This is a genomic window from uncultured Winogradskyella sp. (genome assembly GCF_947495255.1).
GTDB lineage: Bacteria > Bacteroidota > Bacteroidia > Flavobacteriales > Flavobacteriaceae > Winogradskyella.
In genome coordinates this window covers 147,237-169,431 of the sequence record NZ_CANLYI010000010.1, presented here as the reverse complement: position 1 = coordinate 169,431, position 22,195 = coordinate 147,237, and the positions used below count along the sequence as shown (strand labels likewise).

General features: G+C 32.2%; 14 protein-coding genes and 1 tRNA gene. 12 read left to right on the top strand and 3 right to left on the bottom strand.

The annotated features are described in order from the left end of the window. Positions 1 to 127: 127 nt before the first annotated feature. Positions 128 to 2,566, top strand: a complete 2,439-nt coding sequence (locus tag Q0807_RS16700; RefSeq protein WP_299111913.1) for a helix-turn-helix domain-containing protein — start codon at positions 128 to 130, stop codon at positions 2,564 to 2,566. Between the two features lie 53 nt (positions 2,567 to 2,619). Here Q0807_RS16700 and Q0807_RS16695 read toward each other — a convergent pair whose 3' ends face one another. Next, complete coding sequence (locus Q0807_RS16695) at positions 2,620 to 3,762, bottom strand: acyl-CoA dehydrogenase (RefSeq protein WP_299111912.1); 1,143 nt, start codon at positions 3,760 to 3,762, stop codon at positions 2,620 to 2,622. Between the two features lie 90 nt (positions 3,763 to 3,852). On the opposite strand from Q0807_RS16695, the gene Q0807_RS16690 reads away from it, so the two are divergent. The 9 genes from Q0807_RS16690 (at position 3,853) to Q0807_RS16650 (ending at position 13,582) form a co-directional block, all read left to right on the top strand. Further along, a complete protein-coding gene (locus Q0807_RS16690) occupies positions 3,853 to 4,926 on the top strand; it encodes an anhydro-N-acetylmuramic acid kinase (RefSeq protein ID WP_299111910.1) in 1,074 nt (357 codons plus the stop codon). Positions 4,927 to 4,986: 60 nt separating this feature from the next. Then, positions 4,987 to 6,213 carry a Glu/Leu/Phe/Val dehydrogenase dimerization domain-containing protein gene (locus tag Q0807_RS16685; protein ID WP_299111921.1) on the top strand — a complete coding sequence of 409 codons (1,227 nt, stop codon included), beginning with the start codon at positions 4,987 to 4,989 and terminating at the stop codon, positions 6,211 to 6,213. A gap of 13 nt (positions 6,214 to 6,226) precedes the next feature. Next, positions 6,227 to 7,618 (top strand): sodium:proton antiporter NhaD, encoded by a 1,392-nt coding sequence (gene nhaD / locus Q0807_RS16680; protein WP_299111909.1) that lies wholly within the window; start codon positions 6,227 to 6,229, stop codon positions 7,616 to 7,618. Between the two features lie 79 nt (positions 7,619 to 7,697). After that, positions 7,698 to 8,393 (top strand): MotA/TolQ/ExbB proton channel family protein, encoded by a 696-nt coding sequence (locus Q0807_RS16675; RefSeq protein WP_299111907.1) that lies wholly within the window; start codon positions 7,698 to 7,700, stop codon positions 8,391 to 8,393. Between the two features lie 4 nt (positions 8,394 to 8,397). Next, on the top strand, positions 8,398 to 8,790 hold the full coding sequence (locus Q0807_RS16670) for a biopolymer transporter ExbD (protein WP_299111906.1): 393 nt from the start codon (positions 8,398 to 8,400) through the stop codon (positions 8,788 to 8,790). 61 nt (positions 8,791 to 8,851) lie between these two features. Beyond that, entirely contained in the window at positions 8,852 to 9,739 is an 888-nt protein-coding gene (locus Q0807_RS16665; protein WP_299111904.1) for an energy transducer TonB, read from the top strand. A gap of 1 nt (position 9,740) precedes the next feature. After that, positions 9,741 to 10,958, top strand: coding sequence for a folylpolyglutamate synthase/dihydrofolate synthase family protein (locus tag Q0807_RS16660; RefSeq protein ID WP_299111902.1), 1,218 nt, complete (start codon positions 9,741 to 9,743; stop codon positions 10,956 to 10,958). Between the two features lie 64 nt (positions 10,959 to 11,022). Then, a tRNA-Val gene (locus tag Q0807_RS16655) sits at positions 11,023 to 11,097 on the top strand. Positions 11,098 to 11,167: 70 nt separating this feature from the next. After that, on the top strand, positions 11,168 to 13,582 hold the full coding sequence (locus tag Q0807_RS16650) for an outer membrane beta-barrel family protein (RefSeq protein WP_299111899.1): 2,415 nt from the start codon (positions 11,168 to 11,170) through the stop codon (positions 13,580 to 13,582). Positions 13,583 to 13,602: 20 nt separating this feature from the next. On the opposite strand, the gene murF is transcribed toward Q0807_RS16650, so the two are convergent. Both murF and gldJ read right to left on the bottom strand, forming a co-directional pair. After that, entirely contained in the window at positions 13,603 to 14,883 is a 1,281-nt protein-coding gene (murF, locus tag Q0807_RS16645; RefSeq protein WP_299111896.1) for a UDP-N-acetylmuramoyl-tripeptide--D-alanyl-D-alanine ligase, read from the bottom strand. A gap of 88 nt (positions 14,884 to 14,971) precedes the next feature. After that, the gene (gene gldJ, locus Q0807_RS16640) at positions 14,972 to 16,654 is read right to left on the bottom strand and encodes a gliding motility lipoprotein GldJ (RefSeq protein ID WP_299111894.1); all 1,683 of its coding nucleotides are present in this window, start codon (positions 16,652 to 16,654) and stop codon (positions 14,972 to 14,974) included. A gap of 322 nt (positions 16,655 to 16,976) precedes the next feature. Here gldJ and porU point away from each other — a divergent pair, with 322 nt between their 5' ends. Next, positions 16,977 to 20,843, top strand: coding sequence for a type IX secretion system sortase PorU (gene porU, locus Q0807_RS16635; RefSeq protein ID WP_299111892.1), 3,867 nt, complete (start codon positions 16,977 to 16,979; stop codon positions 20,841 to 20,843). Between the two features lie 65 nt (positions 20,844 to 20,908). After that, entirely contained in the window at positions 20,909 to 22,174 is a 1,266-nt protein-coding gene (gene porV, locus Q0807_RS16630; RefSeq protein ID WP_299111890.1) for a type IX secretion system outer membrane channel protein PorV, read from the top strand. Positions 22,175 to 22,195 lie beyond the last annotated feature (21 nt).

Genomic DNA, 22,195 nt, shown 5'->3' with positions numbered 1-22,195 from the left:
ATGTATATATCGATATTGTAAAACCCTTACTAGTGTTCTAGTAAGGGTTTTTTTGTTTTATGTTTTTACGTTTTGTTCGGATTTAAAAGATAGTTTTATTATATTCAATCTTAGTATAATTAATATAATGGTGGTAAATAAAGAAATTGATTTAGCTTGGAAATTTGTTACTAAAACGAATAGAAATATTTTTTTAACAGGTAAGGCTGGTACAGGGAAAACCACTTTTCTTCATAAATTAAAACTTCAAAGCAATAAAAGAATGGTTATAGTTGCACCAACAGGTGTGGCTGCAATTAACGCTAAGGGTGTTACTATTCATTCTTTTTTTCAGATGCCATTTGGTCCTATTTTACCTAATGAGAGTTTAACTAATTCTGCAGGTTTTAATAGAAAATTTAGTAAAACCAAGATTAATATAATTAAATCCTTAGATCTTTTAGTCATAGATGAAATAAGTATGGTGAGGGCTGATTTATTAGATGGTATTGATAAGACCTTACGTCGATATAAAAATAGAGATAAAATATTTGGAGGAGTTCAATTATTAATGATTGGAGACTTACAGCAACTTTCTCCTGTAGTAAAAGATAATGAATGGCGGTTACTTCAACCATTCTATAAAAACGCATATTTTTTTAGCAGCATATCTTATCAAAGTTGTTATCCTATTTCCATTGAGTTAAAGCATATTTACAGACAAGATAATCCTGTTTTTATTGATATTTTGAATGAGATTCGAAATAACAGATTAAGTGAGAAATTGGCAAAGGAATTAAACAGAAGGTTTATTCCTAATTTTGAACCTAATAAGGACGATGGATATATTTCACTTACTACGCATAATAATAAGGCACGTCAAAATAATTTATTAGAGTTAAGGAAGTTAAAAGGAAGAGAACAGACTTATAAAGCGAAGATAGAAGGAAATTTTCCAGAGAATTCTTATCCGAATAAAGAAGAGTTAGTTCTTAAAGTTGGTGCCCAAGTAATGTTTATTAAGAATGATAGCTCTCCCGATAAACGTTATTATAATGGTAAAATAGGAAAAGTGATTCTATTAGAGAAGGATGAAGTTGTTGTTCATTGTCCTGACGATGATTTTAATATTAATGCTAAATTAGAAACTTGGGAAAATATTAAATACAATGTCGATAGCGATACTAAAGCTATATCAGAAGATAAAATAGGGAGTTATTCTCAAATACCATTGCGTTTAGCATGGTCTATTACTATTCATAAAAGTCAAGGATTAACCTTTGAAAAAGCTATTATAGATGCCCAAGGTGCCTTCGCTCATGGGCAAACATATGTTGCACTCAGTCGTTGTAAATCTCTGGAAGGCCTTGTTTTAAAAAGTAAGATTGAATCTAATCAAATTATTAGTGATCAAAATGTAATTACATTTAATGAGAATGCTGAAGAAAATCAACCTGATGAGCAAGTATTACTTCAATCAGAGCGAGACTATCAACTAATGTTGATTTCAGAAATATTTGATTTTTATAAATTTCTATATCCTATCAATCGGATGTTGGATATTTTTTATAAAAACAGAGGTAGTATTGAAGGGATAATTGAAGAACCTTTAAATACAATTAAGACTGGTATTGCAAATTTATTGAAGGTTAGTAATGGTTTTAAATTGCAATTAGATACTTTATTAGAGCCCAAAGCTATCCCAGAATCGCATCCTCTTTTACAAGAACGTTTTAATAAAGCTTTAAGTTATTTTGATGAAAAAACTAATTCTATAATTAAAGATTCATTTAAAAAACTGACGTTTACAACAGATAATAAAGCTGTAGATAAAGATTTAGTAACCCAATTAGATATGTTAGAAGAATTGTTTGATACTAAAATTTCTTTTTTTAATGGCTTAAAAGATGGTTTTAATACGGATAAATTTTTATCTCTAAGAGCTAAATCAGTTTTCTTAGGTAAAGAAAAGCCAAAGAAGATTCGTAAAATGATTATTGACGGGACCACTAATGTAGAACTATTTGAGTTATTAAGGGAGCTAAGAAACCAGATTGCTAATAGAGAAGATTTAGTACACTTTCAAGTGTTTACACAAAAATCGCTTTATGCTATGTGTGAAACTTTACCTACGAGTAAAGAAGAATTAAAAAAAATTCATGGTATGGGTAAAACTAGAGTTGAGAAATATGGTACTGAAATCTTAAAAGTCATTATTTCTTACTGTGATGAAAATGATATAGAAACTAGTTCAAAGAATATTACGTTAGATTTACCTAAGCCAAAAAGAAAAACTGGTGAAACGAAATTAGAGTCTTTAAAACTTTACAAAGATGGAAAATCTATTGATGAAATTGCGGTGCTACGAGATTTAAATGAAAACACCATATTTGGTCATCTTGCAAGTTTTATTTCTTCTGGTGAAATTAAAATCACTGAATTAATTGATGAGGCTAAGTATAATGAACTTAAACAAATCATTCCATCAAAAACTTTTGAAAATCTATCAGATTTAAAGCATCTTCTCGATGATAAATATTCATATGGAGAATTAAGATTGGTAGTAAACGAATTATCTAATAACTAAAAAAGGCTTCAAAATTCAATTCTGAAACCTTTTAAATATCTCTAAGTGTTGTTTTATCCTTTAATTAAACTTCTAGAAATTACAATTTTCTGAATTTCAGAAGTACCTTCATAAATTTGAGTGATTTTTGCATCACGCATTAAACGTTCTACATGATATTCTTTTACAAAACCATTTCCACCATGTATTTGTACTGCTTCAACTGTATGTTCCATTGCAACTTTACTCGCATATAATTTAGCCATAGCACTAGACATGTCGTAATTATTTCCTTGGTCTTTATCCCAAGCAGCTTTCATTACTAACATTCTAGCAGCCTCAATTTCTGTATGCATATCGGCCAATTTAAAAGCAATAGCTTGATGATTACATATTTCTGTACCAAAAGCTTTACGCTCTTTAGAATATTTTAGAGCCAACTCATATGCACCAGCAGCAATCCCTAATGCTTGCGCAGCAATGCCTATTCTTCCTCCAGAAAGGGTTTTCATTGCAAACAGAAACCCTGAGCCATCTTCACCGATTCTATTTTCTTTTGGCACTTTAACATCGTTAAATTGAAGTGTATGTGTATCACTTCCTCTTATACCTAATTTATCTTCTTTAGGTCCAATGTCAAAGCCTGGAGTTCCTTTTTCAACAATAAAAGCATTAATACCGTGAGATCCTTTATGTTTATCCGTTTGGGCAATTACTAAATAAACATCTGCACGTCCACCATTTGTAATCCAATTTTTAGTTCCATTTATTAAGTAATAATCACCTTTATCAATAGCTGTTGTTCTTTGAGATGTAGCATCACTGCCAGCTTCTGGTTCACTTAAACAAAATGCACCTATATTTTCTCCTGTTGCTAATTTTGTAAGATACTTTTGTTTTTGATCTTCACTAGCATAAGCTTCAAGTCCGTAACAAACTAACGAATTATTAACAGAAACCATAACCGAAGCTGAGGCATCAATTTTAGATAATTCTTCCATAATAAGTACATAAGAAATAGCATCCATACCACTACCTCCATATTTTGGGTCTACCATAATACCTAAAAAACCTAACTCACCCATTTTTCTAACTAATGAATCAGGAAATTTCTGAGCATTATCACGCTCTATCACACCAGGAAGTAATTCGGTTTGTGCAAAATCTCTCGCTGCATCACGAATCATTAAATGTTCTTCTGTTAAACTAAAATCCATAAACTATATAATTATTGATTTAATAAAAAATTCATGCAAAGATAATTTTTTCTTGTGGTATTTTCAATAAGTAATATTATTTTTACTAATATGATAAAAACTAATTACAATATTCTTGCTTTAATGTCTGGCACGTCTTTAGATGGTATAGATATTATTTATGTCAATTTCTCTTTTAAAAACGTATGGTGTTTTAATATTATTAAAGCAGAAACTGTAAAATATTCAACAGAATGGAAATTAACTTTAAGCCAATTAGTCACTAAAAAAAATGATGAGTTAGAGAATATAGATTTAAATTATTCTAAACATTTAGCAGATGTAATTTCAGATTTTAGCGATAGAAATAATATTGAAAGTATTGATTTTATTGCTTCTCATGGTCACACAGCATTACATCAACCAGAAAATGGATTAACTTATCAAATAGGAAACAATCAAATTTTAGCAGATAAGCTTAACAAAAAAGTAATCTGTGATTTTAGAGTGCAAGATGTAGAATTTGGAGGGCAAGGTGCGCCTTTGGTTCCAATTGGTGATGAATTATTATTTAGTAAATATGACTATTGTCTAAATCTTGGAGGTTTTGCAAATGTTTCTTTTGAGTTTAATAATGAAAGAATCGCTTTCGATATATGTCCTGTTAATATTGTTTTAAATCATTATGTTTCTATAATTAATTTGGAATACGACGATAAAGGGCAATTAGCATCAACAGGAACTATTAATAAAAAATTGTTGTCTATTCTTAACCAACTTCAATTTTACAAAGAAAATCCACCAAAATCTTTAGGTTTAGAATGGGTTGATATGAATATTTTCCCATTGATTGATTCTTTTAAACTTCAAATTAAAGATATCTTAAGAACTTTTATAGAACATATAGCTATTCAAATTTCAAAAATTTTAGATAAAGAAAAATCAAATGTGTTAATTACAGGAGGTGGAGTTTATAATGACTTCTTGATAAGTCGCATTAATCATCATTCAGTTTCTGAAATTGTAATTCCAAAAAATGAAATTGTAGAGTTTAAAGAAGGACTGATTTTTGGACTATTAGGTGTACTAAAAGACAGAAATGAAGTTAATTGTTTAATGAGTGTTACAGGTGCAAATCAAAATCATTCTTCAGGAAAAATTTTAATGCCTAAAAATCAACTTTAATTAACATTAACGTTCGATAGTTTTTTATATTTGTTACAACAATTTAAACTCAAAAAATTGATAAAAGATTTACTTCATACATACGAAAATAAGACTCCTGAAATAGTATTTCACTGGAACGATCCAGAAACCGAAGCAGAAGGTTGGACAGTAATTAATTCACTAAGAGGTGGAGCAGCAGGAGGAGGAACGCGAATGCGCAAAGGACTTGACAAAAATGAAGTATTATCTCTGGCAAAAACAATGGAGGTGAAATTCACTGTTTCTGGGCCTGCAATTGGAGGTGCAAAATCTGGAATTAATTTTGACCCTCAAGACCCAAGAAAAATTGGTGTTTTAGAGCGTTGGTATGCTGCTGTTTCTCCATTGCTAAAAAGTTATTATGGAACAGGTGGTGATTTAAATGTAGACGAAATACATGAAGTAATCCCTATTACTGAAGAAAGTGGCGTTTGGCACCCACAAGAAGGTGTTTTTGAAGGTCACTTTAAACCAACGATTGCAGATAAAATTAATAGAATTGGTCAGTTAAGACATGGCGTAATTAAAGTTATTGAAAATCCTGATTATTCTCCAGATGTTAGCAAAAAGTATACAGTTGCTGACATGATTACTGGTTATGGTGTTGCTATAGCTGCAAAACATTTTTATGATATCAATGATAATTCTATCAAAGGAAAAAGAGTCGTTGTTCAAGGATTTGGTAACGTTGGTGCGGCAGCAGCCTTTTATTTTGCACAAATGGGAGCAAAAGTTGTAGGTATTATTGATAGAGTTGGTGGATTAATTAATGAAAATGGATTTTCGTTTAAAGAAATCACAGAATTGTACCTTAATAAAAACGGGAATACACTTGTAGCAGATTCATTAATTCCTTTTGAAGAAATCAATAAGAAGATATGGTCGTTACAAACAGAGATATTTGCACCTTGTGCAGCGTCTAGATTAGTAACTCAAGATCAAATTAATCAAATGATTTCTACAGGTCTAGAAGTTATTACTTGTGGAGCCAATGTACCGTTTGCTGATAAAGAAATATTTTTTGGTTCAATAATGGAACATACAGATCAAAAAGTGAGCTTAATTCCAGATTTTATTTCAAACTGTGGAATGGCAAGAGTCTTCGCTTACTTTATGGAACGTAAAGTACAAATGACAGATGAAGCCATTTTTAATGATACATCTGAAGTAATTAAAAAAGCTTTAATAGCAGTACATAAAAATAACCCAACAAAAATAGGCATTAGCGAAACAGCTTTCGAAATTGCATTAAGACAACTAATTTAAAAAATCCCTTAAAATGGAAACAGTAATAATTCTTGTATTTGTTTTTGGCTATTTAGCCATTACTTTAGAACATAATATTAAAATCGATAAATTAATTCCTGCTCTGGTGATGATGGCTATTAGTTGGGCATTGATTTCATTAGGTATTGATGATTTCAACCAATGGTTCGATTCTGCTCAGCATAGCTTAATGGATAACTTTGGCCTACTTCCGCATGAAGAGAAAATGCATTTAATGGAAGAAACCTTACTGCACCATTTGGGAAAAACGGCAGAGATATTAGTGTTTTTACTAGGAGCAATGACCATTGTAGAAATCATAGATTACTTTGATGGCTTTTCTACAATTAAAAATGCAGTTAATTTTAATAGCAGAAAGAAATTGCTTTGGATGTTTTCAATACTAGCATTTATCCTTTCAGCTATTATAGATAATTTAACAGCAACAATCGTTTTAATCTCAATTCTTCAGAAAATTGTTAAAGAGAGAGATGTTAGAATTTGGTATGCTGGTTTAATAATTATTGCTGCCAATGCTGGTGGTGCCTGGTCTCCAATTGGTGACGTTACAACAACAATGCTTTGGATTGGTAATAAAGTATCTACAGGTAAATTATTATCTTACCTGTTTATTCCGTCATTGTTATGTATGGTTGTACCAACATTTATTGCTTCGTTCTTAAAACCTTTTCAAGGAACTTTAGAACTACAAGAATCAGACGGAAAGCCTAAAAATAAATTTAGCTCAACAATGTTATTCTTAGGATTAGGTGCTATTATTTTTGTACCTATTTTTAAAGTGGTTACACATTTACCTCCATATGTTGGTATGATGCTTTCTTTAGGTGTTGTAGCAATCTTTGCTGAAGTTTATAGTAATTCAAAATTCGCAATATCGGAAGTTGGGTCAGATGAACATGCATCAGGAGCAAGTCATAGTCCTGTCCATCATTCTTTATCTAAAATTGAATTGCCAAGTATCTTATTTTTCTTAGGAATTTTAATGGCAGTTGCAGCTTTAGAATCTTTAGGGATCTTATTCGGTTTTGCAGGTACGTTACAAGAGACTATGCCAATGTTAGGTACAGAGTTTCATCATGAAGGCGTTTCTGATTTAGTAGTATTATTGTTAGGTGTAGGATCTGCTGTTATTGATAATGTACCTTTAGTAGCTGCTAGTTTAGGTATGTTCTCAGAACCATTAGATAATGAGCTTTGGCACTTTATAGCCTATTCTGCTGGTACAGGTGGTAGTATGTTAATCATCGGTTCTGCTGCAGGTGTTGTTGCAATGGGAATGGAGAAAATTGATTTCTTTTGGTACTTAAAGAAAATATCTTGGTTAGCATTTGTTGGTTTTATTGCTGGTGCTGCTGCCTTTATGGTAACAAGAGCGATATTTTAATATATAGATTACGCATTTATACTTAAGTTTAAAACTTAACGTTATAACAAGAACAACTTAAAAAAATAAATATTTTAGTATGATATCATTAAGTACTATTCAAGATGAAGTAGCTGTTTTAGCTGAAGGAGAATCAGTTGAAAAAACGTTATCTATAATTGAATTGATTACAAGTGGAGGAACCTCAGGAATTGTAATAATTCTTATTTTATTCTTACTCCTAATTTTAGCCATATACATTTATTTCGAACGCATTTTTGCTATTAAAGCAGCATCAAAGGTCGATTCAAATTTTATGAATCAAATAAAGGACCACGTTAGTAACGGAAAAATAGATTCGGCACAAATGTTATGCGCACAGCAAAACTCGCCTGTTTCAAGATTAATTAATAAAGGAATTACAAGAATAGGAAAACCTTTAGATGATATTAATACTGCCATAGAGAATGCTGGTCGATTAGAAATTTATAATCTAGAAAAGAATGTAAATGTTCTTGCAACAATTTCTGGTGTTGCTCCTATGATTGGGTTTTTAGGAACTGTTGTAGGTATGATCATTTCAATTTTCGAATTAGCAAATGCAGGTGGAACCATTCAAATGGATGTACTAGCAAGTGGGTTATATACTGCGATGACTACAACCGTTGGTGGACTTATTGTAGGTATTGTTGCCTATGTAGCATTTAACCATGTTGTAGGAAGAACAAATAAAGTTGTTTACCAAATGGAAGCAAACTCTATTGAATTTTTAGATCACTTAAACGAACCAATCTAATTTTATGAATATTAGAGGACGAAATAAAATAACACCAGAATTCAATTTTGCGTCAATGACGGATATTGTGTTCTTGTTATTAATCTTTTTTATGATAGCGTCAACATTGGTAAGTACTAATGCAATTGATATTGTTTTACCTAAAGCAAGTGGTAAAACAGAAAACAAAAAATCAACTGCGGTAAGTATCAAAAAAGATTTGACTTATTATATTGATCAGAAGCGCGTTAGCGAAGCAGTATTAGAAACTCAATTGTTAGCAATTTTTGCTAATCAAGATGCACCTACAATTGTTTTACGTGCAGAGAAGTCTGTTCCTGTAGAGAATGTAGTAAAGGTTATGGATATTGCTAATAGAAACAAAATAAAAGTAATCTTAGCAGTTCAGCCAAATTAAACGGCATTATTATTGAATTACAATTACCACCTAGCAGGTGTAATTAATTAACAAAAATAAAGTGAAATATTTAGAGACCAAACACGAACGTAATTCAGCAAGAATCACAGTACTCATTTCTTTGATACTGCTTTTGCTATTGTTTGTTGTTGGACCTCAATATATGGATCCACCAGAAGAATATGGTGTTGCTGTAAATTTTGGAACTACAGATTTTGGTAGTGGCAACAAACCGTTGAGTGAGCCAAGAAAATCTGTTGAAGATAAAGTTGTAGAGGAAGAGGTTGTAGAAGAAGTTCAGCCACAAGAAGCTGAAACGACACCTACAGAAGCAGCTACCAAAGCTGAAGAAGTAATGACACAAGAAAATGCTGAAGCTATTGCGATTAAAAAGCAGAAAGAGGCTGAAGCAAAAGCGAAAGCAGATGCCGAAGCCAAGGTTAAGGCAGAAGCAGAACGTGTGGAAAGAGAAAAGCGTGAAGCTGCAGAAAAGAAACGTCAAGAAGAAGCGGAGAAGAAAAGAAAATTAGATAACCTTATTGGAGGCGTAAAAAATGCTGATGGTAATACAGATGGAGGCGAAGGTCCAGATAGTCAAGGAGGAAATAAAGGGCAATTAGATGGAGATCCTTATGCTACTAGCTATTTTGGAGGTTCTGGTCCTGGTAAAGGTGGAATTGGTTATGGACTAGGAGGTAGAGGAAAACCTTCTAAGCAAATTTATAAGCAAGACTGTAATGAATACGGTTTGGTCGTTGTTAGAATTGAAGTTAACAGACAGGGTAAAGTAATTAATGCAGAACCAGGAATTAGAGGAACAACCAATACACATCCATGTTTACTTGCGCCAGCAAAAAAAATAGCCATGTCACATAAGTGGCCAGCAGATGCAGATGCGCCAACGACTCAAGTTGGTTTTGTAAGTATTAACTTTGATGTAGGTCAATAACATGAACTATTTAGATACTGTTAATTGGATGTTTCAGCAACTTCCAATGTATCAGAATAAAGGCAACTCAGCCTTTAAGAAAGATTTATCCAATACAATAAATTTAGCAAAGCATTTAAATCATCCAGAAAATGGGTTTAAATCCGTACATGTAGGTGGTACAAATGGTAAAGGTTCTACAAGCCATATGCTTGCATCAATACTACAAGAAGCAGGTTATAAAGTTGGGTTATATACATCGCCACATTTAAAAGATTTTAGAGAACGCATTCGTATTAATGGCAAGGTTATTAGTAAACATGCCGTAATTGGTTTTATTAAACGAAATAGAGCGTTTTTAGAGGCCAATCAATTATCCTTTTTTGAAATGACTGTTGGTATGGCTTTCGATTATTTTTCAAAACAAAAAGTAGATATAGCTGTTATTGAAGTAGGATTAGGAGGACGATTAGATTCTACAAATATTATAACACCAGAATTATCTGTTATAACAAACATTGGTATTGATCATACACAGTTTTTAGGTGATACTCGCGAGAAGATTGCAGGAGAGAAAGCGGGAATCATTAAAAAAAATATTCCTGTTGTCATAGGAGAAACACATTCCGAAACCAAAAAGGTATTTAAACGCAAAGCAACAGCGACTGGTTCTAAGATATACTTTGCAGATCAAGGGATAAAAAACGTACTAGAAAGTGACTTAAAAGGGGCTTATCAGGTTCATAATATAAAAACTGTTTTACAATCTATAAAAGTCTTAAAGGATAAAGGATTTAAAATTTCCGATAAAGATTTAAAAGCAGGCCTTTTAAAGGTCGCTAACAATACAGGTTTACAAGGTCGATGGCAACTATTAGGGACAGAACCAAAGATTGTTTGCGATACGGCTCATAATAAGGAAGGTCTTACTTATGTGTTAAATCAAATTAAAAATGAAGATTATAATCAACTTCATATTGTCTTTGGAGTTGTAAATGATAAAGATTTAGAGCGTATTATTCCGTTACTTCCAAAGCAAGCGACATATTATTTTTGTAAACCAGATGTGCAAAGAGGCTTAAATGAAGAATTATTAAAGTCTTTTTTTGAAAAATATCAATTATTTGGTAAGTCATTTAAAAGTGTAGCAGAAGCTTTAACTAACGCAAAATCAAATGCTAAGAAAGATGATTTAATTTATATTGGTGGAAGTACTTTTGTGGTCGCAGAAATAATTTAATTTTTTTTCAAAAAATGTTTTGAGATATTAAAAACTAGACTATCTTTGCAGTCCTTAATAATAAGGGCGACTAGCTCAGTTGGTTCAGAGCACTTGGTTTACACCCAAGGGGTCAGGGGTTCGAATCCCTTGTCGCCCACTTAAAACGAATCCCGATTTACTTATGTAAGTCGGGATTTTTGCTTTTATAACATCTCAATATCAGGTTTTTGAATAATTTTGAAAGACCATTAGACCATTCTGTAATGAAACCATTTTTTAAAAATATACTCTATATCTTACTGCTATTAACTTCAAGTATTTCTATTGCTCAACAAAGTGAATTAGAAATAAGTGGTTTGTTATTAGAAGAGGCAAATTCCCAACCCATTCCTTATGCAACAATTGCCTTGTATAAAAACGATTCAAAAGAAATTTTGACGGGAACAACAACAGATGATAACGGGAAGTTCAATTTAAATACATCTGCTTCTGATTTTTACATTGAAATCAGTTTTATGGGATTTAAAACAAAAAGGATTACGCAGTTCTCTGTATTAAATTATAAAATCGATTTAGGTGTTATTAAACTAGCAGGAGATAATGAGTCTCTAAAAGAAGTTGTAGTAAGAGCTGAAGTGTCTAAAACGGTATTTAAATTAGACAAGCGCGTATTTAATATTGGTAAAGATATTAGTAGTACAGGTGCAAGTGCTTTAGAGGTGCTTAATAGTGTGCCTTCAGTAACCGTTAATATAGAAGGTGAAATTAGTTTAAGAGGTAGCTCTGGTGTTCAAATTTTAATTAATGGCAAACCTTCTGTTTTAGCTGATGAATCTAGTAATTCCTTAGGAACACTCACAGCTGATATGATTGAAAGTATAGAAGTTATAACCAATCCTTCTGCTAAATATGAAGCTTCAGGAACAGCTGGAATTTTAAATATTATCCTTAAAAAGGAAGAGAAAAAAGGATGGAATGGCTCTGTTTCTGTAAATACTGGTATTCCAGATAACCATAGCATCGGTTTAAGCCTTAATCGTAGAACAGAGAAATTCAATCTTTTTACACAAATAGGAGCAGGTTATCGTTCGCTACCAAGAGATAGTGAAGAGATAAATAGAAATTTATCGGATGATGAAGTTATATATAGTGAAGGAACAGCTTATAGAGATGAAACATTTTACAATTTTACTTTAGGTACGGATTATCATATTAACGACCTAAATATTTTAACCTTATCGGGTAATTTTGCCTATGAAATAGAAGATCAACCTTCAGAAACTAATTTTAGATTCTTCGATTCTAATGATGATTTAGTATCTAGCTGGTTGCGAAAAGAGACAACAGAGGCTACAAATCCTAAATATCAATACGAGTTCAATTATAAAAAGCAGTTTAAAAATAATAAAGAGCACACTCTACAATTAAGTGCTTTGGGGCGATTTTTTGGAAAAGATCAATCTTCGGAATTTTCTAACACCACTTTGTCAGGAACAGATTCTAATAGTAGTCAGCAAACAAAAACGAATTTTCAACAAGCTGATTACACCTTTAAAGCTGATTATACAAATCCGTTATCTGAAACGTATACTATTGAAACAGGAGCACAGTATGTTATTAACGATGTAGGGAACGATTATGAAGTTAGTGATTTAATAGGAACAGTTTATGTGGTAAATGAAAATCTAACCAACAATTTTGAATATGATCAAAAGGTATTAGGTTTATATTTTACAGGTGCTTACGAATTAGAAAAATGGGGAATAAAAGCAGGCTTACGTATGGAGATTACGGACTTAAGTACATTATTAACTAATACTAATGAGTCTAGTTCGCGCAATTTTACAGACTATTTTCCTTCTTTGCATACATCTTATAAAATAAGTGATAATGTGTCGTTACAAGCAGGATACTCTAGACGAATATTTAGACCTAGATTATGGGATTTAAATCCGTTCTTTAATATTAGAAATAGTTTCAATATCCGAATAGGAAACCCGAATTTACAACCTGAATTTACAGATTCTTATGAGTTAACAAGTATTTATAAGATAGGTAAAGCTTCTTTTAGCTCTAGTATATATCATAAGTACACAACAGAGGTAATAGAGCGCGTTTCAGCTTTTGAAGACAACGTAACAACGACTTCACCAGAAAACATCGGTACTAATGCATCTGTTGGTTTTGAAACTAACGGGAAATATAGTCCAACGAAATGGCTTACTATAACAGGTGATATTAACTATAATTATTTTGACCGTGTAGGAACCTTTGAAGCGCAATCTTTTGATTTTTCAGGTAACCAATGGTCATCTAGGTTAGGAACTAAAGTAGGGTTGCCTGCAGATATCGATGTAGAGTTAACAGGACGATATCAATCTGGTTACAACACAATTCAAGGAGAAGTGTCTGGTTATGCTTTTTTAGATTTAGGAGTTCGTAAAAAAATATTCAAAGGAAAAGCGGTTGTTAATTTAGGTATAAGAGATTTATTTGAATCTCGAATTTCTGAACGTTTTGTATCGCAGCCAACTTTTGAGTCTTATAGTTATAGTCAACGAGGTCGTTTTATCACCTTGGGAGTAAGTTATGGTTTTGGTAAAGGAGAAGCAATGACATACTCAGGAGGAAGACGTCGATAATAATATAGCAAATGACCTAATTACAACAAATCTAAAATTCTTTCTAAAGCCATACCACGAGAACCTTTAATTAAAACTGTAGTATTTTCTAGCGGCAGAGTTTTAAAATGTGGCCTTAAATCTTCAAAATTAGAGAATTTATTAATAAAAGATTTGCATATCGTTTTTTCAAAGTTTTTCCCTAACAAGAAAATGTTGTTTGTAAAATTACATTCAATAAAATCAACAATGGATTGATGTTCTTTCTCTGCTTCAGCTCCCAGTTCAAACATATCTCCAAGAAATAGAAATTTATTTTCAGCTTTTAATTGTTTGAAATTCTGAAGTGCTGCTAACATACTTGTTGGGTTAGCATTATAAGCATCTAGAATAATCTGTGTTGTACCTTTTTTTATTATTTCCGAACGATTATTGTTCGGTTGATAATTTTCAATCCCTTTTTTAATATGCTCTGTAGAAATTTTAAAATGCTGACCAATTGCTATTGCTACTGCTATGTTTCCGTAGTTGTAACTTCCAATAAGTTGACTTTCAATTTTTTCTTTGCTATAAGTTAAAGTCACAAAAGGATTAGCATCATCAAAAGTGACAACACAATCATTAGAATTACTTGAGCCAAAAGTGATAATGTTGGTGTAATTTGCTATTTGTTTAATTTGCTCTTTGTCGTCATTATTAATAAAAGCAGTTTTGTGGTTTTGTTTTATAAAATCGTAAAGTTCAGCTTTACCTATAATTACACCTTCAACACTACCAAAACCTTCTAGATGTGCTTTTCCAAAATTGGTAATTAAACCATAATCTGGTTTCGCTATACCACAAAGAAACGCAATCTCTTTCTGATGATTTGCGCCCATTTCTACTATACCAAAATCTAAATCTTTGGTTAATCTTAGTAGTGTTAAGGGAACTCCGATATGATTGTTAAGATTACCAATAGTAGCCTTTACTTTATAGGTGGTACTAAGTACAGCATAAATTAACTCTTTTGTTGTTGTTTTTCCGTTGCTACCTGTTAAAGCTATAATAGGAATTTTAATAGTTTCTCTATGAAATGTAGCTAATTCTTGTAGTGTAGTTAATACATCTTCTACTAAAATACAATGATCATTTATCAATGCATTATTATCATCTAAAACACAATATTTTGCACCACCATCAAAAGCTTTGCTTACAAATTTATTTCCATCAAAATTATCGCCTTTAAGAGCGAAGTAAATACAATCTTGCTCTAGTTTTCTGGTATCTGTGCATACAGACGTACAAGTTTTAAACTTTGAATATATATCAGCTATTTTCATGTTTTTCTAAAGGCTAGTTTGACAGGCTTAAAAATAAAAAAGTCCTGACAAATTTGTCAGGACTTTTATAAATATTATTTAACGTTTATTAGTTACGTTTTTTTCCGCCTTGTTGGCTCTTAGAACCTACTCTAGATACTGCACATCTAAAACCAATGTAATCTGTAGCCATATCTTGTGGGAAGTAACGACGTTGCGCTGGATCTAACCAGTATGCTCTGTCTCTCCAAGAACCACCTTTGTAAACTCTTACATCATCATTTATTAAAGATGTTCTGCTACTAGATTTATCGTATTCTCTCACTAATTTACCTCCTGCAGAGTCAACTTCTACTGAGTGTTTAGGTGAGTTATACATTTTTCCAGTATCATTGTTTTTTTGTCCTTCAGTTTCATCAAAACTTTCTCTGTAATAACGAGAAGAACGTTTGTCTCCATCTCTAAAGTTTCTGTTATCACTTTTGCTAAAGTTAGCTCTTAAGTATGTTTCATCTTCGTCAATAGGTACTCTTGCGATTTCACCAGGTAAATCTCTAGCAACAATCTTACCATTAGGTAATGTATCATATACTATTTCATCAACAGTTACAATTTTTACTGAACCATCTTCGTTGATTGCATTCTTAGTATAAACGTTACCTCTATAATAGTTAAAGTCATTAAATTCATCATCTACAATAGGTCTGTAAACATCAGCTACCCATTCAGCAACATTACCTGCCATATCATATAATCCGTAATCGTTAGGAGAATATGTTTTAACTTCTGCAGTAATATCAGCACCATCATCAGACCAACCTGCGATTCCACCGTAATCACCTTTACCTTGCTTAAAGTTAGCCATTTGATCACCACGATTTACACGTTTTCCTGACCTAGTATATTGACCATCCCATGGGTATTTTTTACGTCCTCTATAAACATTATAGCTACGTAATTCACTCATACCTAAAGCAGCGTATTCCCATTCAGCTTCAGTAGGAAGTCTGTATTTTACAGGAATTAATCCTGTTTCTCTACTTGCGTATACATTAACAGGGTTTCCTTCAGCATCTACTTGTTGCTTACGTTTTCCGCCTTCTAATACTTCAGTGTTACCACCATAAGTTTGCGAAGGTGCATTAATATAAGTGTCAGTACTAAATGTACTTTCTGCGTTTACATCTGTAAGATGCGCATCTCTTTTAATATATCCAGATTCTTGTAAAGCCATTTCAGCTACACGGTCTGTTCTCCAGTTTGCATATTCTACAGCTTGAATCCAGCTAACACCAACTACAGGATAGTTTGCATAACCAGGATGACGTAAATAATTTTCAGTCATCATTTCGTTGTATCCTAAACGATTTCTCCATACTAATGTATCAGGAAGTGCTCCTTTATAGATTAAAGCATAGTTTGGGTCGTCTGGTGGATATACATTTTTCAAATAATCTAAGTAAAACGTATAGTTAATGTTTGTAACTTCAGTTTCATCCATGTAAAATGACTGAACGTGTTGTTGATTTGGAGAATTATTCCAATCATGCATTGGGTCATCTTGTACTTTACCCATTGTAAAGGTTCCACCTTCAATGAATGAAGTTCCAGGAGGAGTTTCCTGCTCCTTGAATTGCGTGTTGTACTGAAAACCACCTTTTTTATCGTTTATTTTCCATCCTGTAGCACTATCTGTGTTGCCAGAATTTGAAGAACGATTACAGCTAACTATTGTAGCAAAAAGCGTTAATGCAATTAGTAATTTTAGTTTTGAGACATTTTTCATATCCATAGGTTTAAGTAAGCTCGTTTAATTTTAGAGTCGCAATATAGTAATTAAAGGTAAACTAGCAACTTTTTTTTGCGTCTAATTGCAAAAAAATGTGCATTTCATCCTTTTTTTTGGACATCACAACGGATTTTTACCCATTTGTCGATGTATTTTACCCTTTAATAACGAGGGCGCAAATGAATTATTGTTGTATTTTTGAAATAAAATATGTGTGGTCATAATATCAGACTTTATTAGTCGTTATTTTACTGTGAAATATGTGTTTTTGTCAATTTGATGACAATTTCAATACTTTAATGGATACTAAAATTAGTCCGAATCAATGAAAAATTGCTATTCTATCATTTTACTTTTGTTTTCTACAGTCATTTTTGGGCAACAAAAACAATTCAATATTAATTGGAATGGAACCGAAGTATTAGAAACAGCTGCGGTAAAAATTGAAGTTCCGGCTTTTGATGCTGATCATTTTAGTTATAACCAAGATAAAGGATTGACCTTTTTTGCTGTATGGGAAAGTAATGGTACTTCTATTGAACAAAGTTCTATTCAATTATCAAATGTTGTTTACTCAACAATTTTAGCTTCAGATTTAAAAGATTTAAATACAGATTTAATTCCATTATCAGTTGAATATAAATTATACAATACAAATGCTAGAGGAAAGCGTTCTCATTATTTTGAAATGAGTCCTATAATAAACGATAGAGGTGTTTATAAAAAAGTTGAATCATTTACCTTAATATATAGTAGCGCATCTGCACGCTTAACAAATAGTGTTATGACTACCAACGAAATTACTCATTCGGTTTTAAGTACAGGTGAGTGGTATCGTTTTTATATTGAGGAGTCAGGTGTGTTTAAATTAACAAAGAGCTTTTTAAGCGGTTTAGGGATTAATACAAATTCAGTAGACCCAAGAAGTATAAAGCTTTTTGGTAATGGAGGACGAATGTTACCGTTTTCAAATGCTGAAAATTATCCGTTTGATGTGGTAGAAAACGCTATTAAATTTGTAGGTGAAGATGATGGCATTATAGATAATGGTGATTTTATTCTTTTTTATGGTGAAGGTCCAACAACATATAGCGCAGAAAGTGAAACTAATTTAAACTTGTATACAGATAAAACCTATTACTATATTAATGTAGGTTCTGGCAACGGAAAGCGTATTCAATCTATGCCAGTAATTGATCAATCTGCAGATATTGAAATCGATACTTTTCAAGATTATCAATTTTACGAAGTAGATGAAACTAATTTAGGGAGTATTGGACGACGATGGTTTGGAGATGAATTTGATATAGAGAATCAACGAAATTATGAGTTTGATTTTCCTAATTTGGTAACAACAGAACCTGTGAATTTAAGTGTTTATGTTGGGGCAATATCAGAAGTTGCTACTTCAATGACAATTTCATTAAACGGGAACCAAATAACTACTTTAGGATTAGGAATCATAGTTTCTGGTTCTGTGCTAGGAAGTGGTGCTTCATACAGCAATACAACAACGGCATCTTCTGATGAAATTACAATTACATTAGATTATAATAATAGTGGGAATCCTTCAGCAAATGGCTACTTAGATTATATAAATATAGAAGCTACTCGGAACCTTATATACGAAGGGGATCAAATGGTTTTTAAAAATAGAGATGTAATAACAACACCAGGTATCGCACAATATAATATGACTAATACAACAGGTGTTAGCGAGATTTGGGATATTTCGGATCGTTTTAATGTTACAACGACTATAAATTCTGATAACTCAGGCAGTTTAAGTTTTAAAACTTTTTCTGGCGAAGAGCGTTCGTACTTAGCATTTTCGTATTCAAACGTCTTAACGCCTTCGCAAGATTCTAGATCATCAGTTGCTAATCAAGATTTAAAAGGCACAATATTTAATAATGACCTAGGTCAATTCCAAGATATCGATTATATCATTTTATCACCTTCTGAGTTCTTAACGCAAGCAGAACGTTTAGCTCAAATAAATAGAGACCAGTATAATCTTAATGTTAAGGTGGTAGATTTACAAACCATATACAATGAGTTTAGTACAGGAAGTCAAGATATTGCAGCACTTAGAAATTTTGTAAAATATGTATATGACAATGCGAGTTCAGATACTAATAGATTAAAGTATCTCTGTTTATTCGGAGATGGTTCTTACGATTATAAAGATAGAGTGCGTAATAATACTAATCTTGTACCTTCTTGGTATACTATGAATAGTTACAGTTTAACTAACTCGTTTGTTTCTGATGATTTTTATGCGATGATGGATGAAAATGAAGGGACTCTTGCGCTTAGCGACAGAATGGATATTGCGGTTGGTAGAATTGTGGCAGAAGATGTGCAACGCGCTACAGAAATGGTAGATAAGATAAAAGCGTATTATCAGCCCGAGGCCTTTGGAAGTTGGAGAAATAATATTGTTCTTATCTCTGATGATATAGATGAGGAATGGGAGAAAAGGTTGCAAATAGCTACGGATGAGTTAGGTACAACGTTAGAGGTAGAAAAACCATTTTTAAACGTGATTAAAATTCATTCTGATGCTTTTGAACAAGAATCGTCATCTGCAGGTGATCGTTATCCAGAAGTTAATGAAGCGATAAAAGATGCTATAGAGGTTGGCGCTTTGGTGGTAAATTATTTTGGACATGGTGGTGAAGATGGCATTGCTAAAGAACGAATTTTTGATAAATTTGAATCGCAAGAAGTAAGTAATGTTTGTAAATACAACCTATTTATAACTGTAACTTGTGAGTATACAAAGTTCGATGATCCTGCCAGAGAAACTGCCGGAGAATTTATGTTTTGGAATACAGATGGAGGTTCTATAAGTTTAATAACTACAACACGTCAAATTATTGTTAATGTAGGGGAGGACTTTAATGAGGTTTTAGATGATTATTTGTATGCATTTGGGTCTAATGATTATCCTTCTATAGCGGAAGCATTAAGACTTACAAAAATAGATAATAGTATTGTGGGTCAATCCCAAAAACGTTTAGTTTTTTATATTGGTGATCCTGCAATGAAATTAACAATTCCACAACCAGATATTAAATTAACTAAAGTAAATGATGTAGAAATTTCACAACCTTTTGATACTTTAAAAGCATTAAGTCATTCTAAATTATCTGGAGAAGTTATTGATGCAAGTGGTAATTTATTGTCTAATTATAATGGTACATTAACAACAACCGTCTATGATAAGTCAATAGAACGTCAGACTTTAGGGAATGATGGCATAAGAGATTCTAGCAATGACTTAATTGTTATGGACTTTACCACTTTAGGAGAAGTTGTTTTTAAAGGTCAGGCAAGTGTAGTTAATGGTTTATTTGACATAGAATTTATTGTGCCAAGAGATATTGGTATTCCGGTTGGTAATGGAAAAGTGAGTTTCTATGCGCAAACGACCAATCAAACTGAGGATCAAGCTGGAGCAAATTTTGATATAAAAATTGGTGGTATCAATGAAGACGCACCAGAAGATAATATTGGTCCCGTGATTAATTTATATATGAATGATGAAAACTTTGTGTCAGGAGGTATTACAAATGAATCACCAAACTTTTTAGTGAAGCTTCAAGATGAAAACGGTATTAATACGGCAAGCGGAATTGGTCATGATATCACAGCGATTATAGATGGAGATGAAACCAACCCAATTGTTTTAAATAATTACTATCAGGCCAATGTTGATGATTATACTAATGGAACATTGACATATCCGTTTAGAGATTTAGAGCCAGGTTTACATACCCTAACATTAAAAGCTTGGGATGTCTATAATAATTCTTCAACTGCAGAGTTACAGTTTACAGTTTTTGATAAAGATGAAGAGTTAGTCATTAATAACGTTTTAAATTATCCAAATCCGTTTGTAAGTTATACCGAGTTTTGGTTTAATCATAACAGTCCAGACCCTTTAGATGTATCAGTTCAAATTTTTACTGTTTCAGGTAAATTAGTAAGAACTTTAAACGGACAAACTAGCGCAGATGACTGCTGTAATAAAGGTTCATCGTCATTATCTCGAAGTATAGTTTGGGATGGAAGAGATGATTTTGGTGATAAAATAGGAAAAGGAGTGTATGTCTATAAACTAAAAGTAAAATCTGACCGTTTAAATAAACAAGTTGAAAAAATTCAAAAACTTGTTATACTATAATAATAATTTATATTTGCGAACGAATTAATACAATTTGTTGCGTATTAATGCTTGAAAAAATGAACATGAAAAAACACATCTTAACCTTTGTTGCTCTAGCCACAGTAAGCCTAATCTTTGCGCAAGACGACACTACTCAAATTATACCGAGTACTTCAGATACAAGAGTTATTACTACAGGCTTACCATTTATGCTTATTGCTCCAGATGCAAGATCAGCATCGTTAGGTGATATGGGAGTTGCAACTTCAATGGATGGCTATTCACAACAATATAATCCTGCTAAATATGTTTTTTCTGAAGCAAAGCAAGGTGTGAGTTTAAGTTACACGCCATATTTAAGTAAATTAGTAAATGATATTTCAATAAGTTATTTAACGTATTATAATAGATTAAACGACGTAAGTGCTTTTTCTGTAGGTCTTAAATATTTTTCACTAGGTGAAATTCTTTTAACAGATAGTGCCGATGATCCAGGTCGTACGGTTAAGCCTAATGAGTTTGCTGTAGATGGTGCATATACTTTAAGATTAAGTGACCAATTTGCAATGGCAGTAGCAATGCGTTTTATGAGGTCTAACCTTAGAATTAATGGTGCAGCGAATTCTAATGCAGATCCAGCAAATACTTTTGGTGCAGATATAACAGGTTATTACCAAAGTGAAGAAGAAGCTTATAATGATTTTAATGGTCGTTGGAGAGCTGGTTTTGCAATACAAAATTTAGGGCCAAGATTTAAGTATGATGATGGAGGACAAGAAGTGTTTCAGCCAACAAACTTAAGATTAGGAGCAGGTTTTGATTTTATTTTTGACCAATACAATAAATTAGCGGTAACTGCAGAGGTGACTAAATATTTAGTGCCAACACCTCCAATTTATGGAGATAAAATAGTGTTTACGGATGCTAATGGTGATGGCGTATTTGATACGAACGATGGTGATACCCAATCAGCAGAACAATTAGCTGCTTCAGAAGAAAATGTTATTATATCTGGGCAAAGTAATGATGTTAGTTTTTTAACTGGTGTTTTTCAGTCTTTTGGTGATGCACCAGGAGGATTTAGTGAAGAGCTTAGAGAATTTACTTGGGCATTAGGAGCAGAATATACATACCAAGATAATTTTTCATTAAGAGGAGGTTATTTTAATGAAGCAGATGATAAAGGTGCACGTAAGTTTTTTGCTTTGGGTGCAGGTTTTAAATACACGACAATAAATGTTGATTTATCTTATTTGTTTTCAGCATCTAAAATTCAGAGCCCTTTAGAAAATACATTACGTTTCTCATTAACATTTAACTTTGGAGATGGTGAATACAATGAATATTAAAATTTATAACTAATTTAGTAG